Origin of the sequence: Caballeronia sordidicola (genome assembly GCF_002220365.1) — a bacterium.
Lineage (GTDB): Bacteria > Pseudomonadota > Gammaproteobacteria > Burkholderiales > Burkholderiaceae > Caballeronia > Caballeronia sordidicola_C.
On the sequence record NZ_MTHB01000305.1, the window covers coordinates 121,241 to 137,979 of the forward strand.

General features: G+C 60.6%; 16 protein-coding genes. 3 read left to right on the plus strand and 13 right to left on the minus strand.

Annotated features, from left to right (window positions below):
• Positions 1-66 precede the first annotated feature (66 nt).
• The 7 genes from BSU04_RS44775 to BSU04_RS44805 all read right to left on the minus strand — a co-directional run bounded on the left by BSU04_RS44775 (position 67) and on the right by BSU04_RS44805 (position 7,371).
• Entirely contained in the window at positions 67-978 is a 912-nt protein-coding gene (locus tag BSU04_RS44775; RefSeq protein WP_089166620.1) for a carbohydrate kinase family protein, read from the minus strand.
• A 12-nt stretch (positions 979-990) separates the two neighbouring features.
• Positions 991-2,271, minus strand: coding sequence for an AGE family epimerase/isomerase (locus tag BSU04_RS44780; protein WP_089166565.1), 1,281 nt, complete (start codon positions 2,269-2,271; stop codon positions 991-993).
• Positions 2,268-3,293, minus strand: coding sequence for a LacI family DNA-binding transcriptional regulator (locus BSU04_RS44785; RefSeq protein ID WP_089166566.1), 1,026 nt, complete (start codon positions 3,291-3,293; stop codon positions 2,268-2,270). Before BSU04_RS44785 ends, BSU04_RS44780 begins: the two co-directional genes overlap by 4 nt.
• Positions 3,294-3,539: 246 nt before the next feature.
• Positions 3,540-4,175: a class I SAM-dependent DNA methyltransferase gene (locus BSU04_RS44790; RefSeq protein WP_256983962.1), complete on the minus strand. Its 636-nt coding sequence runs from the start codon at positions 4,173-4,175 to the stop codon at positions 3,540-3,542.
• A complete protein-coding gene (locus BSU04_RS44795) occupies positions 4,172-4,948 on the minus strand; it encodes a PIG-L deacetylase family protein (protein WP_179258648.1) in 777 nt (258 codons plus the stop codon). The genes BSU04_RS44790 and BSU04_RS44795 overlap by 4 nt, the downstream gene beginning before the upstream one ends.
• Entirely contained in the window at positions 4,936-5,979 is a 1,044-nt protein-coding gene (locus BSU04_RS44800) for an acyl-CoA dehydrogenase (RefSeq protein ID WP_256983963.1), read from the minus strand. Before BSU04_RS44800 ends, BSU04_RS44795 begins: the two co-directional genes overlap by 13 nt.
• Positions 5,980-6,348: 369 nt before the next feature.
• On the minus strand, positions 6,349-7,371 hold the full coding sequence (locus tag BSU04_RS44805; protein ID WP_089166568.1) for a bile acid:sodium symporter family protein: 1,023 nt from the start codon (positions 7,369-7,371) through the stop codon (positions 6,349-6,351).
• A 519-nt stretch (positions 7,372-7,890) separates the two neighbouring features.
• Here BSU04_RS44805 and BSU04_RS44810 point away from each other — a divergent pair.
• A complete protein-coding gene (locus BSU04_RS44810; protein ID WP_089166569.1) occupies positions 7,891-8,334 on the plus strand; it encodes a hypothetical protein in 444 nt (147 codons plus the stop codon).
• A gap of 727 nt (positions 8,335-9,061) precedes the next feature.
• A complete protein-coding gene (locus BSU04_RS44815; protein WP_256983966.1) occupies positions 9,062-10,084 on the plus strand; it encodes a porin in 1,023 nt (340 codons plus the stop codon).
• Between the two features lie 133 nt (positions 10,085-10,217).
• Here the strand turns inward: BSU04_RS44815 and BSU04_RS44820 are convergent, their stop codons facing one another.
• Positions 10,218-11,183 carry an NAD(P)H-dependent flavin oxidoreductase gene (locus BSU04_RS44820; protein WP_089166623.1) on the minus strand — a complete coding sequence of 322 codons (966 nt, stop codon included), beginning with the start codon at positions 11,181-11,183 and terminating at the stop codon, positions 10,218-10,220.
• 309 nt (positions 11,184-11,492) lie between these two features.
• Between BSU04_RS44820 and BSU04_RS44825 the strand changes: the two genes are divergently transcribed.
• The gene (locus tag BSU04_RS44825; protein ID WP_089166624.1) at positions 11,493-12,386 is read left to right on the plus strand and encodes an alpha/beta fold hydrolase; all 894 of its coding nucleotides are present in this window, start codon (positions 11,493-11,495) and stop codon (positions 12,384-12,386) included.
• 222 nt (positions 12,387-12,608) lie between these two features.
• Here the strand turns inward: BSU04_RS44825 and BSU04_RS44830 are convergent, their stop codons facing one another.
• From BSU04_RS44830 to BSU04_RS44850, 5 genes are read right to left on the minus strand one after another with little or no spacing between them, the layout of a single operon-like run.
• A complete protein-coding gene (locus BSU04_RS44830) occupies positions 12,609-13,526 on the minus strand; it encodes an MBL fold metallo-hydrolase (RefSeq protein ID WP_089166571.1) in 918 nt (305 codons plus the stop codon).
• A complete protein-coding gene (locus BSU04_RS44835; protein ID WP_089166572.1) occupies positions 13,523-14,122 on the minus strand; it encodes a DUF1289 domain-containing protein in 600 nt (199 codons plus the stop codon). The genes BSU04_RS44830 and BSU04_RS44835 overlap by 4 nt, the downstream gene beginning before the upstream one ends.
• Entirely contained in the window at positions 14,122-14,622 is a 501-nt protein-coding gene (locus BSU04_RS44840; protein ID WP_089166625.1) for a YbaK/EbsC family protein, read from the minus strand. Before BSU04_RS44840 ends, BSU04_RS44835 begins: the two co-directional genes overlap by 1 nt.
• A gap of 31 nt (positions 14,623-14,653) precedes the next feature.
• The gene (locus BSU04_RS44845; protein ID WP_089166573.1) at positions 14,654-15,577 is read right to left on the minus strand and encodes a hydroxymethylglutaryl-CoA lyase; all 924 of its coding nucleotides are present in this window, start codon (positions 15,575-15,577) and stop codon (positions 14,654-14,656) included.
• 45 nt (positions 15,578-15,622) lie between these two features.
• A complete protein-coding gene (locus tag BSU04_RS44850) occupies positions 15,623-16,564 on the minus strand; it encodes a 2-hydroxyacid dehydrogenase (protein WP_089166574.1) in 942 nt (313 codons plus the stop codon).
• Between the last annotated feature and the right edge of the window lie 175 nt (positions 16,565-16,739).

The window sequence follows — 16,739 nt, forward strand, 5'->3', positions numbered from 1 at the left end:
AAACGATGCTAGCACGTGCATTTATCGCGCGTATGACCGTCTCTCATTGACCCGGAGGCGCACGTTTTAGGCCAGCAAATCTTCCACTTCTTCCAGCGACGGTGAATGCGCCCCCGACATGCGGCAGGCCGCCGCGCCCGCCGCAAGCGCAAAACGCAGATGATCAGGCCAGCCGCCGGCGCGTGCCATCAAGCTGTAGAGCAAGCCGGCAATGGACGCATCGCCGGCGCCCACCGTATCGGCGACATCGACTGTGGGCGGGCGTGCCTGCCAGCTTTCGTTGCCGACATGCAGCGTGGCTTCGGCCGATCCGCGCGTGACAAGCACCGTGGCTTGCGGGTTCATCGCGCGGATTTCGGCGAGGGCGTCGGCTTCATTCGGGATCGACGGGAAGAGCTTGTGCAGGTCTTCGTCGGAGACTTTGATCAGGTCGGCAAGCGCGGCCATCTTGCGCAAGGTCGGCTCGTAACCATGCTCCATCAGGTTTCGATAATTCGGGTCGAAGCTGATCTTCACACCGTGCTCGCGCAATTGTGCGGCGAGACGGGCGAGGGTGTCGCCAAGCGGCTGGCGCACGAGGCTGATGCAGCCGAAGTGCGCCCATTTCACCGAGTCCATCCAGCCGGACGGCAGAAGGGCGGGATCGAAGGCGAGATCTGCGCCGTTTTCACCCATGAAGTAATAGGTCGGCGGCTGCGTCTTGTGGACAATCGCCAGCAGCGGCGGCCGCTCGACGCGCTGCATGAAGCGCATGTCGAGGCCGGCCGCGACGCTGGCGTCCCAGAGTTCATCGGAGAAATTGTCCGTGCCGAGCGAACCGGCACATGCCGTCGGCAAACCGAGACGTGCGACGGCGCGTGCGACGTTCCAGCCGGCGCCGCCCGGCCGCGAAAGCCAGTCTGACGGCCCGGTGCGGATCAGGTCGGTCAGGATGTCGCCGGCCGAGACGAATTGGGGGAAGGTTGAATTGGAGGTCATCATGCTCACCGTTTAGCTCGTCTCTTTCGCTGTCTCTTTCGTTGCGTCGAGGCTTAGCCGGGGCGCGTCGGTTAGTGGTATTGCTTTGAGCACTTCGTAGCACGCGCCCATCGTGTGGTAATCGGTCTTGCCGGCGGGGCTCTTTTCGTCGCCGTACTTGCGGTTGTCGCAGGTCAGGATGCGGAACCACGCGCCATATTCGTGATCGACGAAATGTGCCCAGCTATAACGCCAGAGTTCGTCGTAGCAATCCCAGAATCGCTCCAGACCAGTCCGTTTGCCGAGCAATGCTGCGGTGGCGAAGGTCTCGGCCTGCACCCAGAAGTATTTGTCGTGGTCGCAGATGGAGTTGTCTGGGCCAAAGCCGTAATACAGGCCGCCGTGCTGGTCGTCCCACGCGCGGTTGAAACCTGCATCGAATAGTTCGATAGCGCGCGGCGCCAGCCACGGCAACGCGCGATGCCGCTCCAGGATCAGCAGCAGCTTCGCCCATTCGGTCTGATGGCCGGGCTGGAAACCCCACGGCCGGAAGATGTTGGAACTGTCGGATTCGTTGTAATGCCAGTCGATTGACCAGTCGGGGTGGTAATGCTCCCAGACCAGGCCGTTACTCAAGCGCGCCTGGCGCAACGTGATGTTGCCGGCGATTTTCTCCGCGCGATCCAGATACAGCACATGGCCGGTCGCCTCGTACGCGGCCAGCAGCGCTTCGGTCGCGTGCATGTTGGCATTCTGCCCGCGATACGGCGACAACTGCCAGTCGGGCGTGGCTTCATCGGCGTATAGACCGGCGCCCGCGTCCCAGAAATGCTTGTCCATCAGCTGGAAGGTTTCATCGATCAGGGGTTTTGCTTCATCGATACCCGCCATTGCCGCGTGCGCGCACGCCAGCAAAACGAACGCGTGGCCGTAGCAATGCCGCGTGCCGTCGAGCGTCCGTTTCGTGCCGTCTTGCCATTCGATTTCCCAGTCGTAGCCTTCATTCACCGCATCCCAATGCGCGTTGCGCAAGAACGCGAATGCGTGACGGGCGTTGTCCTGATGCTGCTGACCGCCGAAATGACGGAAGGCCATCGCGTGGTTGAAGACGAAGCGCGTGCTGCTGACAAGGTGACGCGTGGTGCGGTCGTAGACCGTGCCGTCGTCCTTGAAAAAATGAAAAAAACCGCCAGAGTCATCGCGGGCGGTTCGTGCGTAGAACGCAAGTGTGTGGCGAACGTGATCGAGGAGGAAATCGCGGCTGCGAAAGTCCGGTTCTGTCGAACCCGCCACGTCCAGAGCGGTTGAGTTCATACCGATGTATGTGTCCGTGTTATGGCCGAGCTCGCACGAGGGATAAGGTGCACGGGCACGAGCGTGTCGTTGGTATTCGCGTCGTCGTGGTTCTGAGCGGTTTCCAGCAGCAACTCGACGCCGCGCCGTCCCAGCGCTTCCTTGTCGACCGTGACGGTGGTGAGCGGCGGCGTGCTTTGGGCTGCGGCGGGAATATCGTCGAAACCGACAAACGCGATGTCTTCCGGCACCCGCAAACCATGCGCGAGACAGACGCGCATGGCAGCGAGGGCCGCAGCATCGTTATAGGCGAAAACGGCGTCGGGCAGCGGTGCGGATTGCGCACGCGCCTGCGCGATCAGGCGCTCCATGGCATCGGCGGCGGCCAGGTCCGCATCAATAGCGGGCTGCGTGGTGACTTCTAGCGTCGGATTAAAGAGTAATCCCGCTTCGAAATAGGCCAACCGATAACCCATTGCGCGCTGGGAGATGCTGTAGTGCGCAAGCGATCCGCCAATGAACGCAATCCGCTTGCGCCCGAGTGCGAACAGATGCTGCATGGCGAGCGCGGCGCCACGCGCGTTGTCGACGTTGACCGAGCGGAAACCCGGCGCGCGCAAGTCGATCAATACGACCGGGCGGTTCATGGAGCGCAGATGAGAAAGCAACTCCGGCTCGATAAATCCCGCAACCGCTACGGCGTCCGGTGCGTGGAGGCGCATCTGTTGCGCGAGATCATGCGTCGGGCCGGCTGTCAGTACCGAGGGCACCAGCCGCCGCTCGCGGCAGGCTTCTTCGAAACCATGCAGCACGTGGGAAAAGAACGGGCTGACTGCGAAATTATTGTGCTGACGATGAAGCAGGAACGTGACGCGCCGGATTCGGGTGCGAAGCTGGGCGGCGTCGTAGCCAAGTTGTCGCGCTGCTTCCACCACGCGTTCACGCGTGGTTTCGGACAAGCCCGGCTGGTTTTTAAGCGCTCGCGACACCGTGCCGATCGACACACTGGCTGCGCGCGCGACATCGCGAATGGTGGTGGCCATCGGTTTTCTCGTCTCCGCGTTGCGTGGATTTGTTGTTTATCGGCCTTGATGCGTTGTTCGCACGTCATATGTTTACTGACGACGACAGGTTCGCACAATTTCGGCGATTGTATAGTAAAACAACGCGAAAACTTGCTCGATAAACTTAGAGAAAACCCGTAAGCTGTTTGCTGATATAGCTTTCAGTTAGCTTTATTGTTTAGTAAATGCGGTGAGGAAATTCAACTTAACACGAGGTGACGAGCACTAGCGCGCTTCCCGCTGATGAGTGGATTTCCTGTTCGATGACCATACGTCAAGCACCATGTCGTCGTCTTGGTAGCACGACAACCGCGGTAGCGTGAGTTTCGCGCGAAGTTCCTGATGCACATGATCGCCTGAATGCGGCCATCCCTCGATCGGCCGCCGCCAATGGCAGGCGAGCAGCGTTCCACCCCCGGCGAGCGAAACCTTCAGCTTCGCAATGAGTCCGGCTAGCTGCGCTTCATTCAGGTAATACGCGACCTCACTGATAACGATCAGGTCGAACTCGCCATCCGGCCAGTCGTCAGGCATGGCGCGCTGTTCGACCCGAACGTACTGCAGATGCGCGACTCGCTTGCGCGCAAGTTCGACCGCGGCCGGATTCAAATCCGCCGCGAGCAGCGTCTCGCATCGAGGCGCCAGTTCAGCCGTCAATTCGCCGTTCGCGCAACCGGGTTCATACGCGCGGCGGTAACGTTCGTCGGGTAGCGCGGCCAGCGTCAACGCGCGCTTGCGCCGCTCGTACCATCGGTCACGAAGTAGCCAAGGGTCGTCACTGCGTTGATAGAGACCAGCGAAATAGTCCTGCGCGTTTGGTTCAAGCGCGGATGGCTCCTGCATGTTCGGGTCTGGTGTCATATCAGCACGACTTCGTAGGGCCGGGTGAGACGTTCGATCACATGATCGGGCAGGATGGGTGCGCGACCTGTCGAATTGTCGGCTTCGATCTGGCTCCGAAACGCCTGAACCGCGTAGACCTTACGAGCAAGGGTGGCCGCATCCAGCACGATGCGGCGCGCGCGGCTCCAAGGTACGCGGGAATCCTCAGGTGTCGCCCAGTGCCAAGTCCACACCGGGACTTCCACGAACGACAGGTCAAGCGCACCAGCCACGGTGGTCACAGCCCGGCCGACCGACTCGTGGTCCGGATGGCCATCGAAACGCCAGGTCCCAAACACGATGTCGCCCGGTTCAAACAGGACTTTCAGCGCTTCCGCCAGTTCCGACTCGAACGCTTCTCCGCCACCATCAGGAAGGTGCAACCGCACTAGCGCGACATGTTTCATGCGTAGACGTTGCAGCGCGTCGCGCGTTTCTTGCGGACGAGTCGCGGCTAGCCTGGCTGTGGGCCATTCCGGCGAATCAGGATGACTTGCAGTGCCGTCTGTCACCGCGATGATCAGCACCTTGCGGCCCAGATCGGAAAGTTGCGCCAGCAAGCCGCCCGTGCCCAATATCTCGTCGTCCGGATGCGGCGAAACAATCACTGCGCGTGCGCCCGGCGGCACGAGGATCGCCGGATCGATTTCGGGCAGGCTCGAGAGTTTCCCGGAGTTTTGCCAAGTTGCTTCCGGCGTGCCATTCCCCTTGATAGCGCGGTCGTTTGCCGAGTGAGTTACTAAAGGTTCCATGTGCCGCATTCCCCATTGATAAGTCGTTCAGCAAGCGCGGCTTCATCGCGTTCGGCATGACTCTGCCGGATAAAGACGGGAAGATCGGCCATCAGGCTGGCGAAATGGCGGTTACGGCAGAGCGGTCCAGCGCCTAGCGCGCGACCGGCGCGCTCGACGACTTCAACCGCCGCCCGTTCCGCGGCCAGGCGGACTCGAAAGGCATCGGGCATTGCGTCGGCCTGCGGCTCGCGGTCAATCCGTGCGGCTGCCTCGCGCAGCAAGCTGGCTGTACCGCAGAGCGCTGTGTCTATAGCACCCAGATGGGCGAGTTTGTAGGGGTCGGCGCGACGCGCAGCATCCTTTTTGACGAATTCTCCGATTGCCGCCGCCGCCCCGAACCAGCATGCAGCAATCCCGCCACCGCCGTGCCAGAAGCCCGCTCGCTCCAGATAGGCGCGCGGCGCGCCAATGCAGGTAGCTCGAGCGTGATCGAAATGGACGTCCACGCTCGCGCTCGCCGACATGCCGACCGCCATCCAGCCATCGTGCGTGATGCACACGCCCGGCTGACGGAGATCGACCGCGGCGAGAACCGGTTGGTCCTGCTCGTTCCAGGCTGTGACGAGGGCATGGGTTATCGAGGCCGCTCCGGAACACCATGCTTTCGTACCATGCAGCGTGACGCTGGTTGTGTCGGACGCCGCTTTCGCGGCGAGGCGTGCCGAGGGCGGTTCTGCTGCCCAAACGCCCCACGCTTGACCGCTTTCCGGCACCTGTTCTTCGCCTAGTTCAGCCATGATGGCGAGCGCGTCCGTATGGCCTTCGAACAGCTTGACCAGTGCGAGATCGCACCCCGCGACCGCCGCGAGCATTCGCCAGCGTTCGAGCGTTGCGCCATGGCCAGGGAGTGGCAGGCGATCAAAGCCAGCATCGATCAGGGCGCGGAGCGCGCGGGGGGTATCGGTGTTCGAACCGCGCTCGAAGCGGAGTTCACGCAAAAACGGACCGAGAATGGATTCGCTTGCGGCCCCGCCAGTCATTGCTTGCATGGTGGTCATTCCCAACCGGTTGCGTGGATGAAGTCATGCATGTCGTTGTCCGTTGCCTGGTGCCAGTAACAGCTTGTGGACACAAGTGTGGCAAGGCACATGCCCGATCACCAGTCCACCGGACGGCACAGGCCTTGTGAAGAGGTGAAACGCGTTCGCGGCCGGCTCCCACGTCAGGTCATAGGCCGTCAGGCCGAATCGACAGATCGCGTGAATGAGCTCCAAATAGCAAAAAAGCCGCACAGGGCGGCTTCATGCTTGGTCAAGTTGGATTGGGAGAGTCAGTCATGCAACATGTTTTCGCACTATTGCCAGTGGCGGCATGGGCGCCGCGCTTACTACCGGTCCCAATGGACCCGCAATGTGGACCTAACGGACTTGCGCGCGGGCGCCTTCTCCGTCCGGCTGCGGCGCTTGCTCGCCGGAAGTATCGCGGGCACCCCATCGTTGCGCGAGTACAGCGCACGTCATCAACTGGATCTGGTGAAAGAGCATCAACGGCAGCACGACTGCGCCCACAGCATGAGAGGCAAAAATCACCTTCGCCATGGGGATCCCCGAGGCGAGGCTTTTCTTCGATCCGCAAAAAATGATCGTGATCTGATCTGCCCGGTTGAAGCCCAACCGCTTGCTGGCAAACGCCGTCACCCCCAGGGCGAGTGCCAGCAGGACTACGTTGACTACCACCAGTCCACCGAGCGTTTGCAGGGAAATGGTGTGCCAGATCCCCTCGTTCACCGCTTCGCTGAACGCGACGTACACGACGAGCAGGATCGAACCTTGATCGACGAAACGCAGGACGCTGCGATTCTTGTCGAGCCATTTGCTGATTACCGGCCGCAGCAACTGCCCGGCAATAAACGGTACGAGCAGTTGCAAGACGATATTGCCGACTGTGTGCCATGCGGAACCGGCGTGGCCGCTGCCGTCAGTCACAACGAGACCGACCAGCGCGGGCGTGATGAAAATGCCGAGCAGGCTCGACGCCGAGGCGGCGCAAACCGCCGCCGGCACATTGCCCTTGGCAATGGATGTGAACGCGATGGACGACTGCACGGTGGACGGCAGCGTGCACAGGAACAGGACGCCCATATACAGCGCGGGCGTGACGAGCGGCGTGAGCACGGGTTTCAGCGCCAGGCCGAGCAAGGGAAACAGCGCAAAAGTGCTGAGCAGTACAACGATGTGCAGACGCCAGTGCGTCATGCCTGACACGATGGCTTCGCGGGAGAGCTTTGCACCGTGCAGGAAAAACAACAGTCCGACTGCAATGTTGGTCAGCCAGTTGAAGCCGACCGCCGCCGCGCCGCGGCAGGGCAGCAGGCTGGCAAGGATCACCGTGCCTACGAGTGCGAGGGTGAAGTTATCGGGAAGAAACTTGGGGCGGGTCATCGGGGATTCGCATGTTCATGAAAGTGCATGACGACTTCCGGCGATCACATTTTGTGCCTTCAAAAAGGCGAACGGACGCGCGCGAAACCGTCGCGAACGCTATTTTGAGCGCATAACGATTCAAGACGCAAATTCATTTAAATGATCTATTAATTCTCTAAACGCATGAATTGCCCGTTGTGGGCATTTGGCACAAGCACATACAGAGCCGATGCGGACCATTTGAGAACCACTGATCAGCGACCGGGATCGGGCTGATTTGATAAGACGGAAGTACCGCAAGTCATCCCAAAAAGAGCCAAAAAACAGTGAAGTAACATGGTGTTACAACCCTCGGGAAGGCCTAACACTTTTTGGCTCGACTCCAGTCGCTCGGCACAATAAATTGAACGACAGACCGGTCGGCAGGCGTTAAGAAACGCGGGCCTGATGCTCCGAGGATTGACCGGTCGGCGATGCTCGCGATTTCCTCTTTTCGCCAACACGCTCAAACAGAGCCGGACAACTCGCAGTATCGACATGTTGCTCACCCGATTTCGACCTATCGCTCGTTTTATCCTCGCCGCTACCGCCGGTCTGGTTGCGGCGTCGATGTGTGCGTCGCTGGCTTTCGCTGGCGGGCACGGCTGGAACGCTGGAGGCATGTTCAATCGCAACGCCGGTCAAGCCCAAGGGCAATGGAAGGTCGCGAATCGGCATGCCATGCGAGTGGACGACGTCGAGCGCGGTGAGCGGGGTGCTCAGTCGTTTCGGTATCAACGCGTCGCGGCCGGCTCGGGCCTGACGCCGATCAGCGCTGAGGTCCACGGTGGACCACGCGCCGACCAGGCTGCGCAATTGCGCGCCGGCGGATCGATCCGTGCCGATATCGCACGTTATAACGAAGAGCGCGGCAACCCGCGTGCGTCCGGCCGTCAGGCCGATGACCCGCGCTCGCCCGCAAACTCCGCCTATCGGAATTAATGGCGACTGCGCTCCGCGAGCGCAGTCGAGGGGTAATCACCCACGTGAATCACGCCTGCACGGGGTATTAGCAGACGAAATCCGCCCCTGCCGACTCTCAAAAAATCTCGAACCTTCCTAGTCGTTCTCTCGTAGTTCCCGTGATGTTCTTCATCCACTAGTTCGAACCACGGGTTCGACTTCTCGCAACTTGTTTGCGAGTGCAAAACAAAAAACAATTCCCCCGTCTATGGCAAGCGTCGCAATGACGTAATCCCGCCACAGTCTCATCGCCAGTTGCCCGATTCCGTTCCTCTCAAAATTAGTCGCATTAACAATGCGTTCGACTGGCGTTTCTGATCGCATTTTTATTGTTGCCGGAATGCAGATTGCCCGGGTGCACCGTGGCATATAGCATCGCGGGCTATCGACTGGCAGACCGGCTCCTCGTTCAAGCGTCCTTTTCGCATCGCATTACATCGGGCGATAAAAGTTCGTCGCGCGCAATGTATTGAAACCGCTATAGACAGCATAAGGAAAGTTATTTTTGTCCAGAAAAATGATCCGTAAAGATGGTCCCGCCCTAAGCCATCCGCACGCATAGCGGACATTTATAAGAACAGTCCGATAAAGCGAGGCAATGTCCCTCGCCGAATCCCGTTTTAACGTTAATACGACAGGAGAGTCCATGAAGCCACCCGTGAACCGCGTGCTTAAGGCCGCGGCCAAGGCTACCGTTACTGCCGGCATGTTCGGCTTGCTTGCCGCCAGTTCAGCCCAAGCGCAATCGAGTGTCCAGTTGTACGGACAGGTTGACGAATGGGTGGGAGCCACTAAATTCCCGGGCAGCCCTACGGCCTGGAACGTGGGTGGCGGCGGTATGTCAACGTCGTACTGGGGCATGAAAGGCAGCGAAGATCTCGGTGGCGGTTATAAGGCGATCTTCACGTTGGAGAGTTTCTTTCGCGCGCAGAACGGTAATTACGGCCGCTTCCAGGGCGATACATTTTTCGCGCGCAACTCGTATGTGGGTATTCAGTCGCCGTACGGTACGGTCACCGCCGGACGGCTGACCACGCAGCTTTTTGTATCGACGATCCTGTTTAACCCGTTTATTGATTCGTACACGTTCTCGCCGATGGTTTATCACGTGTTCCTCGGTCAGAGCACGTTCCCGACGTACACGACGGACCAGGGTGTTGTCGGTGATTCGGGATGGGATAATTCCGTTCAGTACACCACGCCTGATTTCAGCGGTTTGTCGGGTAGCGCGATGTACAGCTTCGGCAATCAGGCCGGAGAAAACGGTGCGAAGAAATACAGCGCGCAATTCCTGTATTTCCACGGCCCGTTTGCGGCGACGGGCGTATATCAGTACGTGAATTTCAGCGCAACGCCGGGTGACCTGACGTCGTTCGTGGCCGGTTACAAGAGCCAGAGCGTAGGCCAGTTGGGCGCGTCGTACGACATGAAATTCGTCAAGTTCTTTGCGCAGTACATGTACACGCACAACGATATCGATCCGGGTTCGTTCCACGTGAACACGGGCCAAGGTGGCGTGACCATTCCGGTTGGCGTGGGTTCGGTGATGGCGTCGTACGCGTATTCGCGCAGCAACGGCGGGCTCGACCAGACCCACAAGAGCTGGGCGCTCGGCTATGACTATCCGCTGTCCAAGCGCACCGACGTCTATGCCGCGTACTTGAACGACAAGTACACGAGCATGTCGAGCGGCGATACTTACGGCGTCGGCATTCGCACGAAGTTCTAAGCGAGCAGAGCGAGCGTTGTGCGCTGACTCCCGGCAACGCAAAACGCCGCCCCTGAAGCCCAAGGGCGGCGCTTTGTTGACACGCGCGCAAGAGATCCAAAAAGCTTCACGAGCCACCGCTCGCCGGACTGCTTTATCGCGAAATACCTAGCCGCGTTTTTGCATCGTCGTATTCGTGCTTGAGCCGCGACACGAGTTCCGCCACCGTCGGCACGTCGTCCATCAGGCCGACACCTTGCCCCGCGCCCCAGATTTCTTTCCACGCTTTGGCTTTGATCGCCGAGTCGCCGAAATTCATCGCTGCTTTATCCGATGCAGGCAGCGCGTCCGGATCGAGCCCGGCATTGAGAATGCTCTGTCGAATATAGTTGCCGTGCACGCCGGTGAAGAGGTTCGTATAGATGATGTCAGCGGCTTTCGACCCCACGATCGCACTCTTGTAGTCCTCTAGCGCGTGCGCCTCGCGCGTGGCAATGAACCGTGTGCCGATATACGCGAAATCGGCCCCCATGGCTTGCGCGGCGAGAATCGAGCCGCCGTTGGCAATCGCCCCGGACAACGCGATCGGGCCATCGAAGATACGCCGCACTTCGCCCACCAGCGCGAACGGCGAGGTCATGCCCGCGTGCCCGCCGGCGCCGGCCGCGACCAGGATCAGGCCGTCGACGCCCGCTTCCAGCGCCTTCTCGGCGTGCCGGAGGTTGATCACGTCGTGCAGCACGATGCCGCCGTAGCTGTGCACGGCGTCGATCATCTCCTTGACCGGTGCGCGCAGGCTCGTAATGAAGATCGGCACGCGATGTTCCACGCACACCCGCACGTCTGCCTCAAGCCGCGCGTTCGAGTGATGCACGATCTGGTTGACTGCGACCGGACCGACCGGCGCGCCAGGATTCGCCGCCTTGTGCGCCTCGATCCCCTCGCCGATCTGCGTGAGCCATTCGTCGAGCAGCTCGGCTGGCCGAGCGTTCAGCGCGGGAAACGAGCCGACGATCCCCGCCTTGCATTGCGCGAGCACGAGCTCGGGATAGCTGACGATGAACATCGGTGAAGCGATGACGGGCAGCGCGAGGTGTTGCAGAGCGGCGGGAAGTGCCATGACACGTGTCTCCTGATTGAATGTGAAAGCCGGCGATGCGCGCGCGTCCATCTGACGTGGGGTCACAATAACCGCGCTTTAACTGCGTGAAGCCTTCGCATGGCGGTTGTTGCCGGACTCGGGCGAAGCTCTGGCGCGTGCACTGAAGGAATGCGAACGACCGTTCGATTATAGGCGAATCTTTCCATGCGCAATCACCAGGGACATTGGAAGAAGTCTTCAGCTTCTACGAAAGCGCCTGCCAGCAAGCAGTTTAGTATCGCCGAGGACGCCTACAATGCTTTTCCCGTCACGCTGAATATTCACGCCATGCCGTTCGAAGACTATGAGCCGTTCACCTTCGATGCCGCAGGCGTCGATATTTTCGGCATGAAGGGTGGCAGTGGGCCGCCGCTTCTGCTGCTTCACGGCCATCCGCAGACACATGAGATCTGGCATCGGCTGGCTGGCGTCCTGGCGCAGCATTTCACCGTGATCGCGACCGATCTACGCGGTTACGGCGCATCGGCAAAACCGCCCAGCGACGCGCAGCACACACCCTATTCGAAACGCGCGATGGCCGCCGACCAGGTCGCGGTCATGCGGCACTTTGGCTTCGAGCGCTTCATGGTCTGCGCGCATGACCGCGGCGCGCGGGTGGCACACCGGATGGCGCTGGATTTTCCGCAGGCTGTCGACCGCATGCTGCTGCTCGACATAGCGCCAACGCTCGCCATGTACGAGGCCACCAATCGCGCCTTCGCCACCGCCTATTTTCACTGGTTCTTCCTGATCCAGCCTGAGCCATTGCCGGAATTGCTGATCGGCGCGCATCCGGACGCGTATGTCGAGCGTGTGATGGGCAGTCGCCATGCAGGTCTCGCGCCGTTTGCGCCGCACGCTTTGCAGGCATATCGTGACGCGTTGCGCCAGCCGGGCGCGGTGCATGCGATGTGCGAGGACTACCGGGCGTCGGCAAGCATCGATCTCGAGCATGATCGGGCGGATATTGAATGCGGCAACAGACTCGCGTGTCCGCTGCGAGTGTTGTGGGGGCAGGAAGGCGTGATCGAACGATGCTTTGAGCCGTTGACCGAATGGCGTCGTGTCGCGCGAGATGTCAGTGGCCGAGCGTTGCCTTCCGGCCACTATATTCCGGAAGAAGTACCCGATGAATTGCTTGCAGAAATGCTCGCGTTTTTCGAGGCGACCGAGGCCGCATAAGGGCGAGGCGTGTGCGCGTCATGGCGCGTTCAATGGGCTGTTATAAGTCTGTAGGGAAAGCCCCGATGCGTCTCAAAAACAGGCGCGCTACGATGCATTCGGCGCTGATCACGTCAACAAAATTCCGCCGCTTGGGCTTGGCCGTTCGACGACAAATCGATGGCTGACAAGCGGCTTTCTTTTGTCTGTTCCATCTCGCGCCTGCGCATTCAGGCAACGCATTCAGCTGATCTTCGCCGTCTCACCCTCCATCCTCAGCACGCCGCTCGCTGCCAATTCAGCGAGATACTTGCGCACTAACCCCGGACGATCATCGGAGAGCAGGTTAGCGGCAGCGCGCATGGCCCCTGCGTTATCTACGAGCGACAACAACTCGCTGAGCGGCATCGAGCGCAACTCCATCAGCTTGAACACGATCAGCACCTTCAGCGCATTCTTCGCGTTGCGCACGGGATCGGCACGCAGATAATCGATTCGCGAGAAAGCGATATCCAACGCCTTCGATACCTCCGTGAATGGCGCGCCATGGCCGGGAATCACCGCTCGCACGTCCAGCGTGGCGATCAGGTCGAGCACGGCGCGTTGTTCCGCGAAGCCGCTCTCGCCTTCCAGTTCGGGAAAGATCACGCCAAAGCCGTTTTCCCACAGCGCGTCGGCGCTAATCAGCAGCCGTTCTTCAGCGCAGTACAACATAAGCGAATGCGGATCGTGACCGGGCGCGCCGAGTAAGGACCAGTCGAGGCCACCCAATTGGAGCGTCGCCCCTGGCGCGATCGTGCCGGTGAAACCGAAGCGCTCGCAGGTCTGGCCGGTCGCGCGGAACGTGAGTTTGTCTTCGTCCCATTCACGCACGGCGTCAGCCTCTGTTTGCGGAATGAGCGTCTCGCAGACGAAGTTGGATTGCAGCAGCGCGTTGCCGCCGCAATGGTCCGAATGCAGATGCGTGTTCACAATCAGATCGAGCGTGCGTTCATTACGTTCACTAGCAAGCGCTCGCTGCACGAGTGCCAGCGTCTGCGGTGCGTGACTGGCGTAGCCGGAATCGACCAGGGCGGTGCGGGTTTCGTCTATGAAAAGCACATTATTCGACGACAGCCAGCCGCGCTCAAACACCCGCATGGACGCCGGTAACGTGATCATGTGTTTGGCCCCTTCGGCATCACGACGATGGTCGCACTCGCCTTGACCATGATCTCGCCGTGTTGATTCAGCGCCTGGCCTTCCAGCTTCACGAGATCGCCGTTCAAGCTCGGCTTCCAGTGCGCAGAGGTAACTTGCCAGCTCATCGCGAGCACGTCGTTCACCTTGACTGCGCGCACGAGCTTGATGCCGAATTCAAGGCCTAGCGGCTGGGCGTAGGTGGAAAAATGGGTCGCAAGCATTGCCATCAAGTGCGCCGTGGGTTGCGTACCCGACGCGATCAGCGAACCGAAGCGGCTGGCTTCAGCGTAGGCATCGTCGTGATGCAGCGGGTTGTGATCGTTCACCAGCGTGGCGAACGACTTGATGGAATCGGGCGGCAACGCCAGCGTGGCCGTGAAGTGCTCGCCGATACGCACCACGCGCGGCCCTTTCCTGCGCGCTTGCGCTTGCGTCAGGACCGCTGTTTTTTGCGGGTCATCGAAGGAAGACCAACCCGCTATTTCATCGATCGTACGAAAACAGCCGTCGCAAAGCCCGGTGGATGGATTCATTCTGCATACATCGATACACGGCGATGCAACGGCCTCAGTCATCACACAGTCTCGCGCAACGCGACATCGGCGACCGGCGCGCCTGTTAGCGCGACCAATTCCTGCGGCGTCAGGTTGAACACTGCGTGCGGATGACCGGCGGCGGCCCAGAGGCTGTCGAGCGCGAGCAGGTCTTCATCGATCAGCGTCAGCGGCGGTGTGGCATGGCCGATCGGGCAGACGCCGCCGATTGCGTAGCCGGTCTTCTCGCGGACGAACTTGGCGTCGGCGCGGGCAAGTTCGCCGACCCGTTCGGCCACTTTCTTTTCGTCCACGCGGTTCACCCCGCTCGCAATCACGAGCACCGGCGCGTCATCTTTCTTGCGGCGAAACAGAATTGATTTGGCGATCTGCGCGACCGAGCAGCCAAGGCCTGCCGCCGCTTCAGCCGATGTCTTGCCGGTTTCGGCGAGCATTACGACGGGACTGGCGTGTCCACGCTCCTGAAGCAGGAGCGCCACGCGGCGAGCGGATTCGGGCAAGGCGTCGAGTGTTTCGTTCATCGTGTTTTTGTCCAAAATAATCAGCCGATCATCAAACGCAGGGCGCCACGCCGTCACGTTTTTTTGCAAGCAATGCGCGTCCCACTCGCGACGCGCTCGGCTTGCCGATCGCCCGCGAAATGAAATCACCGATCTCCACGAGCTGATCGAGATCGACGCCGGTATCAATGCCGAGTCCGTTCAGCAGGAAGACCACGTCCTCGGTCGCGACGTTGCCGGTCGCGCCTTTCGCATACGGACAACCGCCAAGTCCCGCCACGGAGGCGTGAAAAATCTCGATGCCTTCCTGCAGTGACGCGTAGATATTCGCGACCGCCTGACCATAGGTATCGTGGAAATGGCCGGAGAGCCGGTCGCGTGGAAATACCTTCGATACCGCCGCCATCACCTCGCGCGTGCGGCCCGCGGTGCCCACGCCGATTGTGTCGGCAATATCGATTTCATCGCAGCCGAGCGCCTTCATGCGCTGCACGACATCGACGACCGCATCGACCGGCACGTCGCCCTGGTAGGGACAACCCAGCGCGCATGAAATGCTGCCGCGCACGCGCAAGCCCGCTTCTTTCGCCGCCTTCGCGACCGGTTCAAAGCGCGCGATGCTTTCCGCAATACTGCAGTTGATGTTCTTGTGCGAGAACGCTTCGCTGGCCGCGCCGAAGATGACGATCTCATCGACTTTCGCTTCCTGCGCCGCCTCGAAGCCGCGCAGGTTCGGCGTGAGCGCCGAGTAAATGGTGCCCGCGCGCCGCTCGATGCCGGCCATCACGGCTGCGCCGTCGGCCATTTGCGGCACCCATTTTGGCGAGACGAACGATGCCGATTCGACGTTCTGCAAACCCGCGTTCGCCAGGCGGTTGACCAGTTCGATCTTGATGTCGGTCGCTACGAATTCCTTCTCGTTCTGCAGGCCGTCGCGCGGCCCCACTTCGACGATCTTTACTTTGGCGGGTAGCATGCCTGTCTCCTTCGAATACGTATGAATTCCTGCAACTCGATAAGCTCAATAGCCGCGTGTCACATCGACTATGCCGGATATCGGCTCGCCGCGCGTGAGCGCCATGATCTTGTTCGCGATCTGCTCCGTGCTTTCCTCGCGCAACGTTTCGGCGGCTATATGCGGCGTGATCGTGAGGCGTGGCGTGCGCCAGAACGGATGATTGTCCGGCAACGGTTCGGTGTGGAATACGTCGAGTGTAGCGGCGGCGATCTGGCCGGTCTGCATGGCGTGAAGCAGATCGTCGTCTACAAGATGCCCGCCGCGCGCAATGTTGATGAGATACGCGCCCGGTGCAAGCCGCCCGAACGTTCGCCGGTTCAGGATGCCCTCGGTATCCGGCGTATGCGGCAGCAGGTTGATGAGCACTCTCGTGCCGTCGAGGAAGGGTTCGAACTGTTCGTCGCCGGCGAAGGTCTTGACGCCTTCAACCTTCCGCTTGGTACGGCTAAAACCGCGCACCGGCATGCCGAACGCCGCCAGTGCCTGCGCGACCCGCGCGCCGAGAACGCCCATGCCCAGCACGCCGACCGTGAAGTCCTTCAGCGCATAGGGCGGTAGTTTTTGCCAGCGATACTCGCGCTGGAGCGCATCGTATTCGTCCAGGCGGCGCAGGTAACGCAGCACCGTGTGGGCCGCGTATTCGACCATCTGGTGGCCCATGCCGCTGTCTTCCAGGCGCACGAGCAGCGCGTTTGGCGGCAGTGTGCCGGGTTGTTTGCGTTCGATCTCGAGGATTGCATCGACACCCGCGCCCAGATTGAACACGGCCTTCAGATCCGGCCGGTTCGCGAACAACTCGGGCGGCGCACGCCAGACGACCGCGTAATCGGCTGGGGCGGTGTCGCCAGGTTGCCAAAGGCGTATATCGGCGCCGGGAAGCGCGTGGGCGAGATCGCTAAGCCAGAGCGAGGCCTCGGTGTGGTGCTCGTAGAGAATGATCTTCATCGAAGGTTCGTATTCACGGAGGTAAGGGCGAGGATCGAGCGTTGAATTCTGTCTGAAAGTAAGCCTATTTTACGGTTTCGCCGCGGTTTCGCCGATTCGCACGTGTAGCGCGCGGGACCACGCCGCTTATTTCACCCGATCGCCGCCGATAACCAAATGACGAAAACTTGGTTCG

Coding starts and splice junctions, on each gene's coding strand:
- BSU04_RS44840 (WP_089166625.1), bottom strand. CDS start 14,622: ATGAACGAAACACTCGACGCCTTGCCCGAATCCGCTCGCCGCGTGGCG.
- BSU04_RS44790 (WP_256983962.1), bottom strand. CDS start 4,175: ATGACACCAGACCCGAACATGCAGGAGCCATCCGCGCTTGAACCAAAC.
- BSU04_RS44800 (WP_256983963.1), bottom strand. CDS start 5,979: ATGCAAGCAATGACTGGCGGGGCCGCAAGCGAATCCATTCTCGGTCCG.
- BSU04_RS44830 (WP_089166571.1), bottom strand. CDS start 13,526: ATGATCACGTTACCGGCGTCCATGCGGGTGTTTGAGCGCGGCTGGCTG.
- BSU04_RS44815 (WP_256983966.1), top strand. CDS start 9,062: ATGTTCGGCTTGCTTGCCGCCAGTTCAGCCCAAGCGCAATCGAGTGTC.
- BSU04_RS44810 (WP_089166569.1), top strand. CDS start 7,891: ATGTTGCTCACCCGATTTCGACCTATCGCTCGTTTTATCCTCGCCGCT.
- BSU04_RS44825 (WP_089166624.1), top strand. CDS start 11,493: ATGCCGTTCGAAGACTATGAGCCGTTCACCTTCGATGCCGCAGGCGTC.
- BSU04_RS44835 (WP_089166572.1), bottom strand. CDS start 14,122: ATGACTGAGGCCGTTGCATCGCCGTGTATCGATGTATGCAGAATGAAT.
- BSU04_RS44775 (WP_089166620.1), bottom strand. CDS start 978: ATGACCTCCAATTCAACCTTCCCCCAATTCGTCTCGGCCGGCGACATC.
- BSU04_RS44795 (WP_179258648.1), bottom strand. CDS start 4,948: ATGGAACCTTTAGTAACTCACTCGGCAAACGACCGCGCTATCAAGGGG.
- BSU04_RS44850 (WP_089166574.1), bottom strand. CDS start 16,564: ATGAAGATCATTCTCTACGAGCACCACACCGAGGCCTCGCTCTGGCTT.
- BSU04_RS44845 (WP_089166573.1), bottom strand. CDS start 15,577: ATGCTACCCGCCAAAGTAAAGATCGTCGAAGTGGGGCCGCGCGACGGC.
- BSU04_RS44820 (WP_089166623.1), bottom strand. CDS start 11,183: ATGGCACTTCCCGCCGCTCTGCAACACCTCGCGCTGCCCGTCATCGCT.
- BSU04_RS44785 (WP_089166566.1), bottom strand. CDS start 3,293: ATGGCCACCACCATTCGCGATGTCGCGCGCGCAGCCAGTGTGTCGATC.
- BSU04_RS44805 (WP_089166568.1), bottom strand. CDS start 7,371: ATGACCCGCCCCAAGTTTCTTCCCGATAACTTCACCCTCGCACTCGTA.
- BSU04_RS44780 (WP_089166565.1), bottom strand. CDS start 2,271: ATGAACTCAACCGCTCTGGACGTGGCGGGTTCGACAGAACCGGACTTT.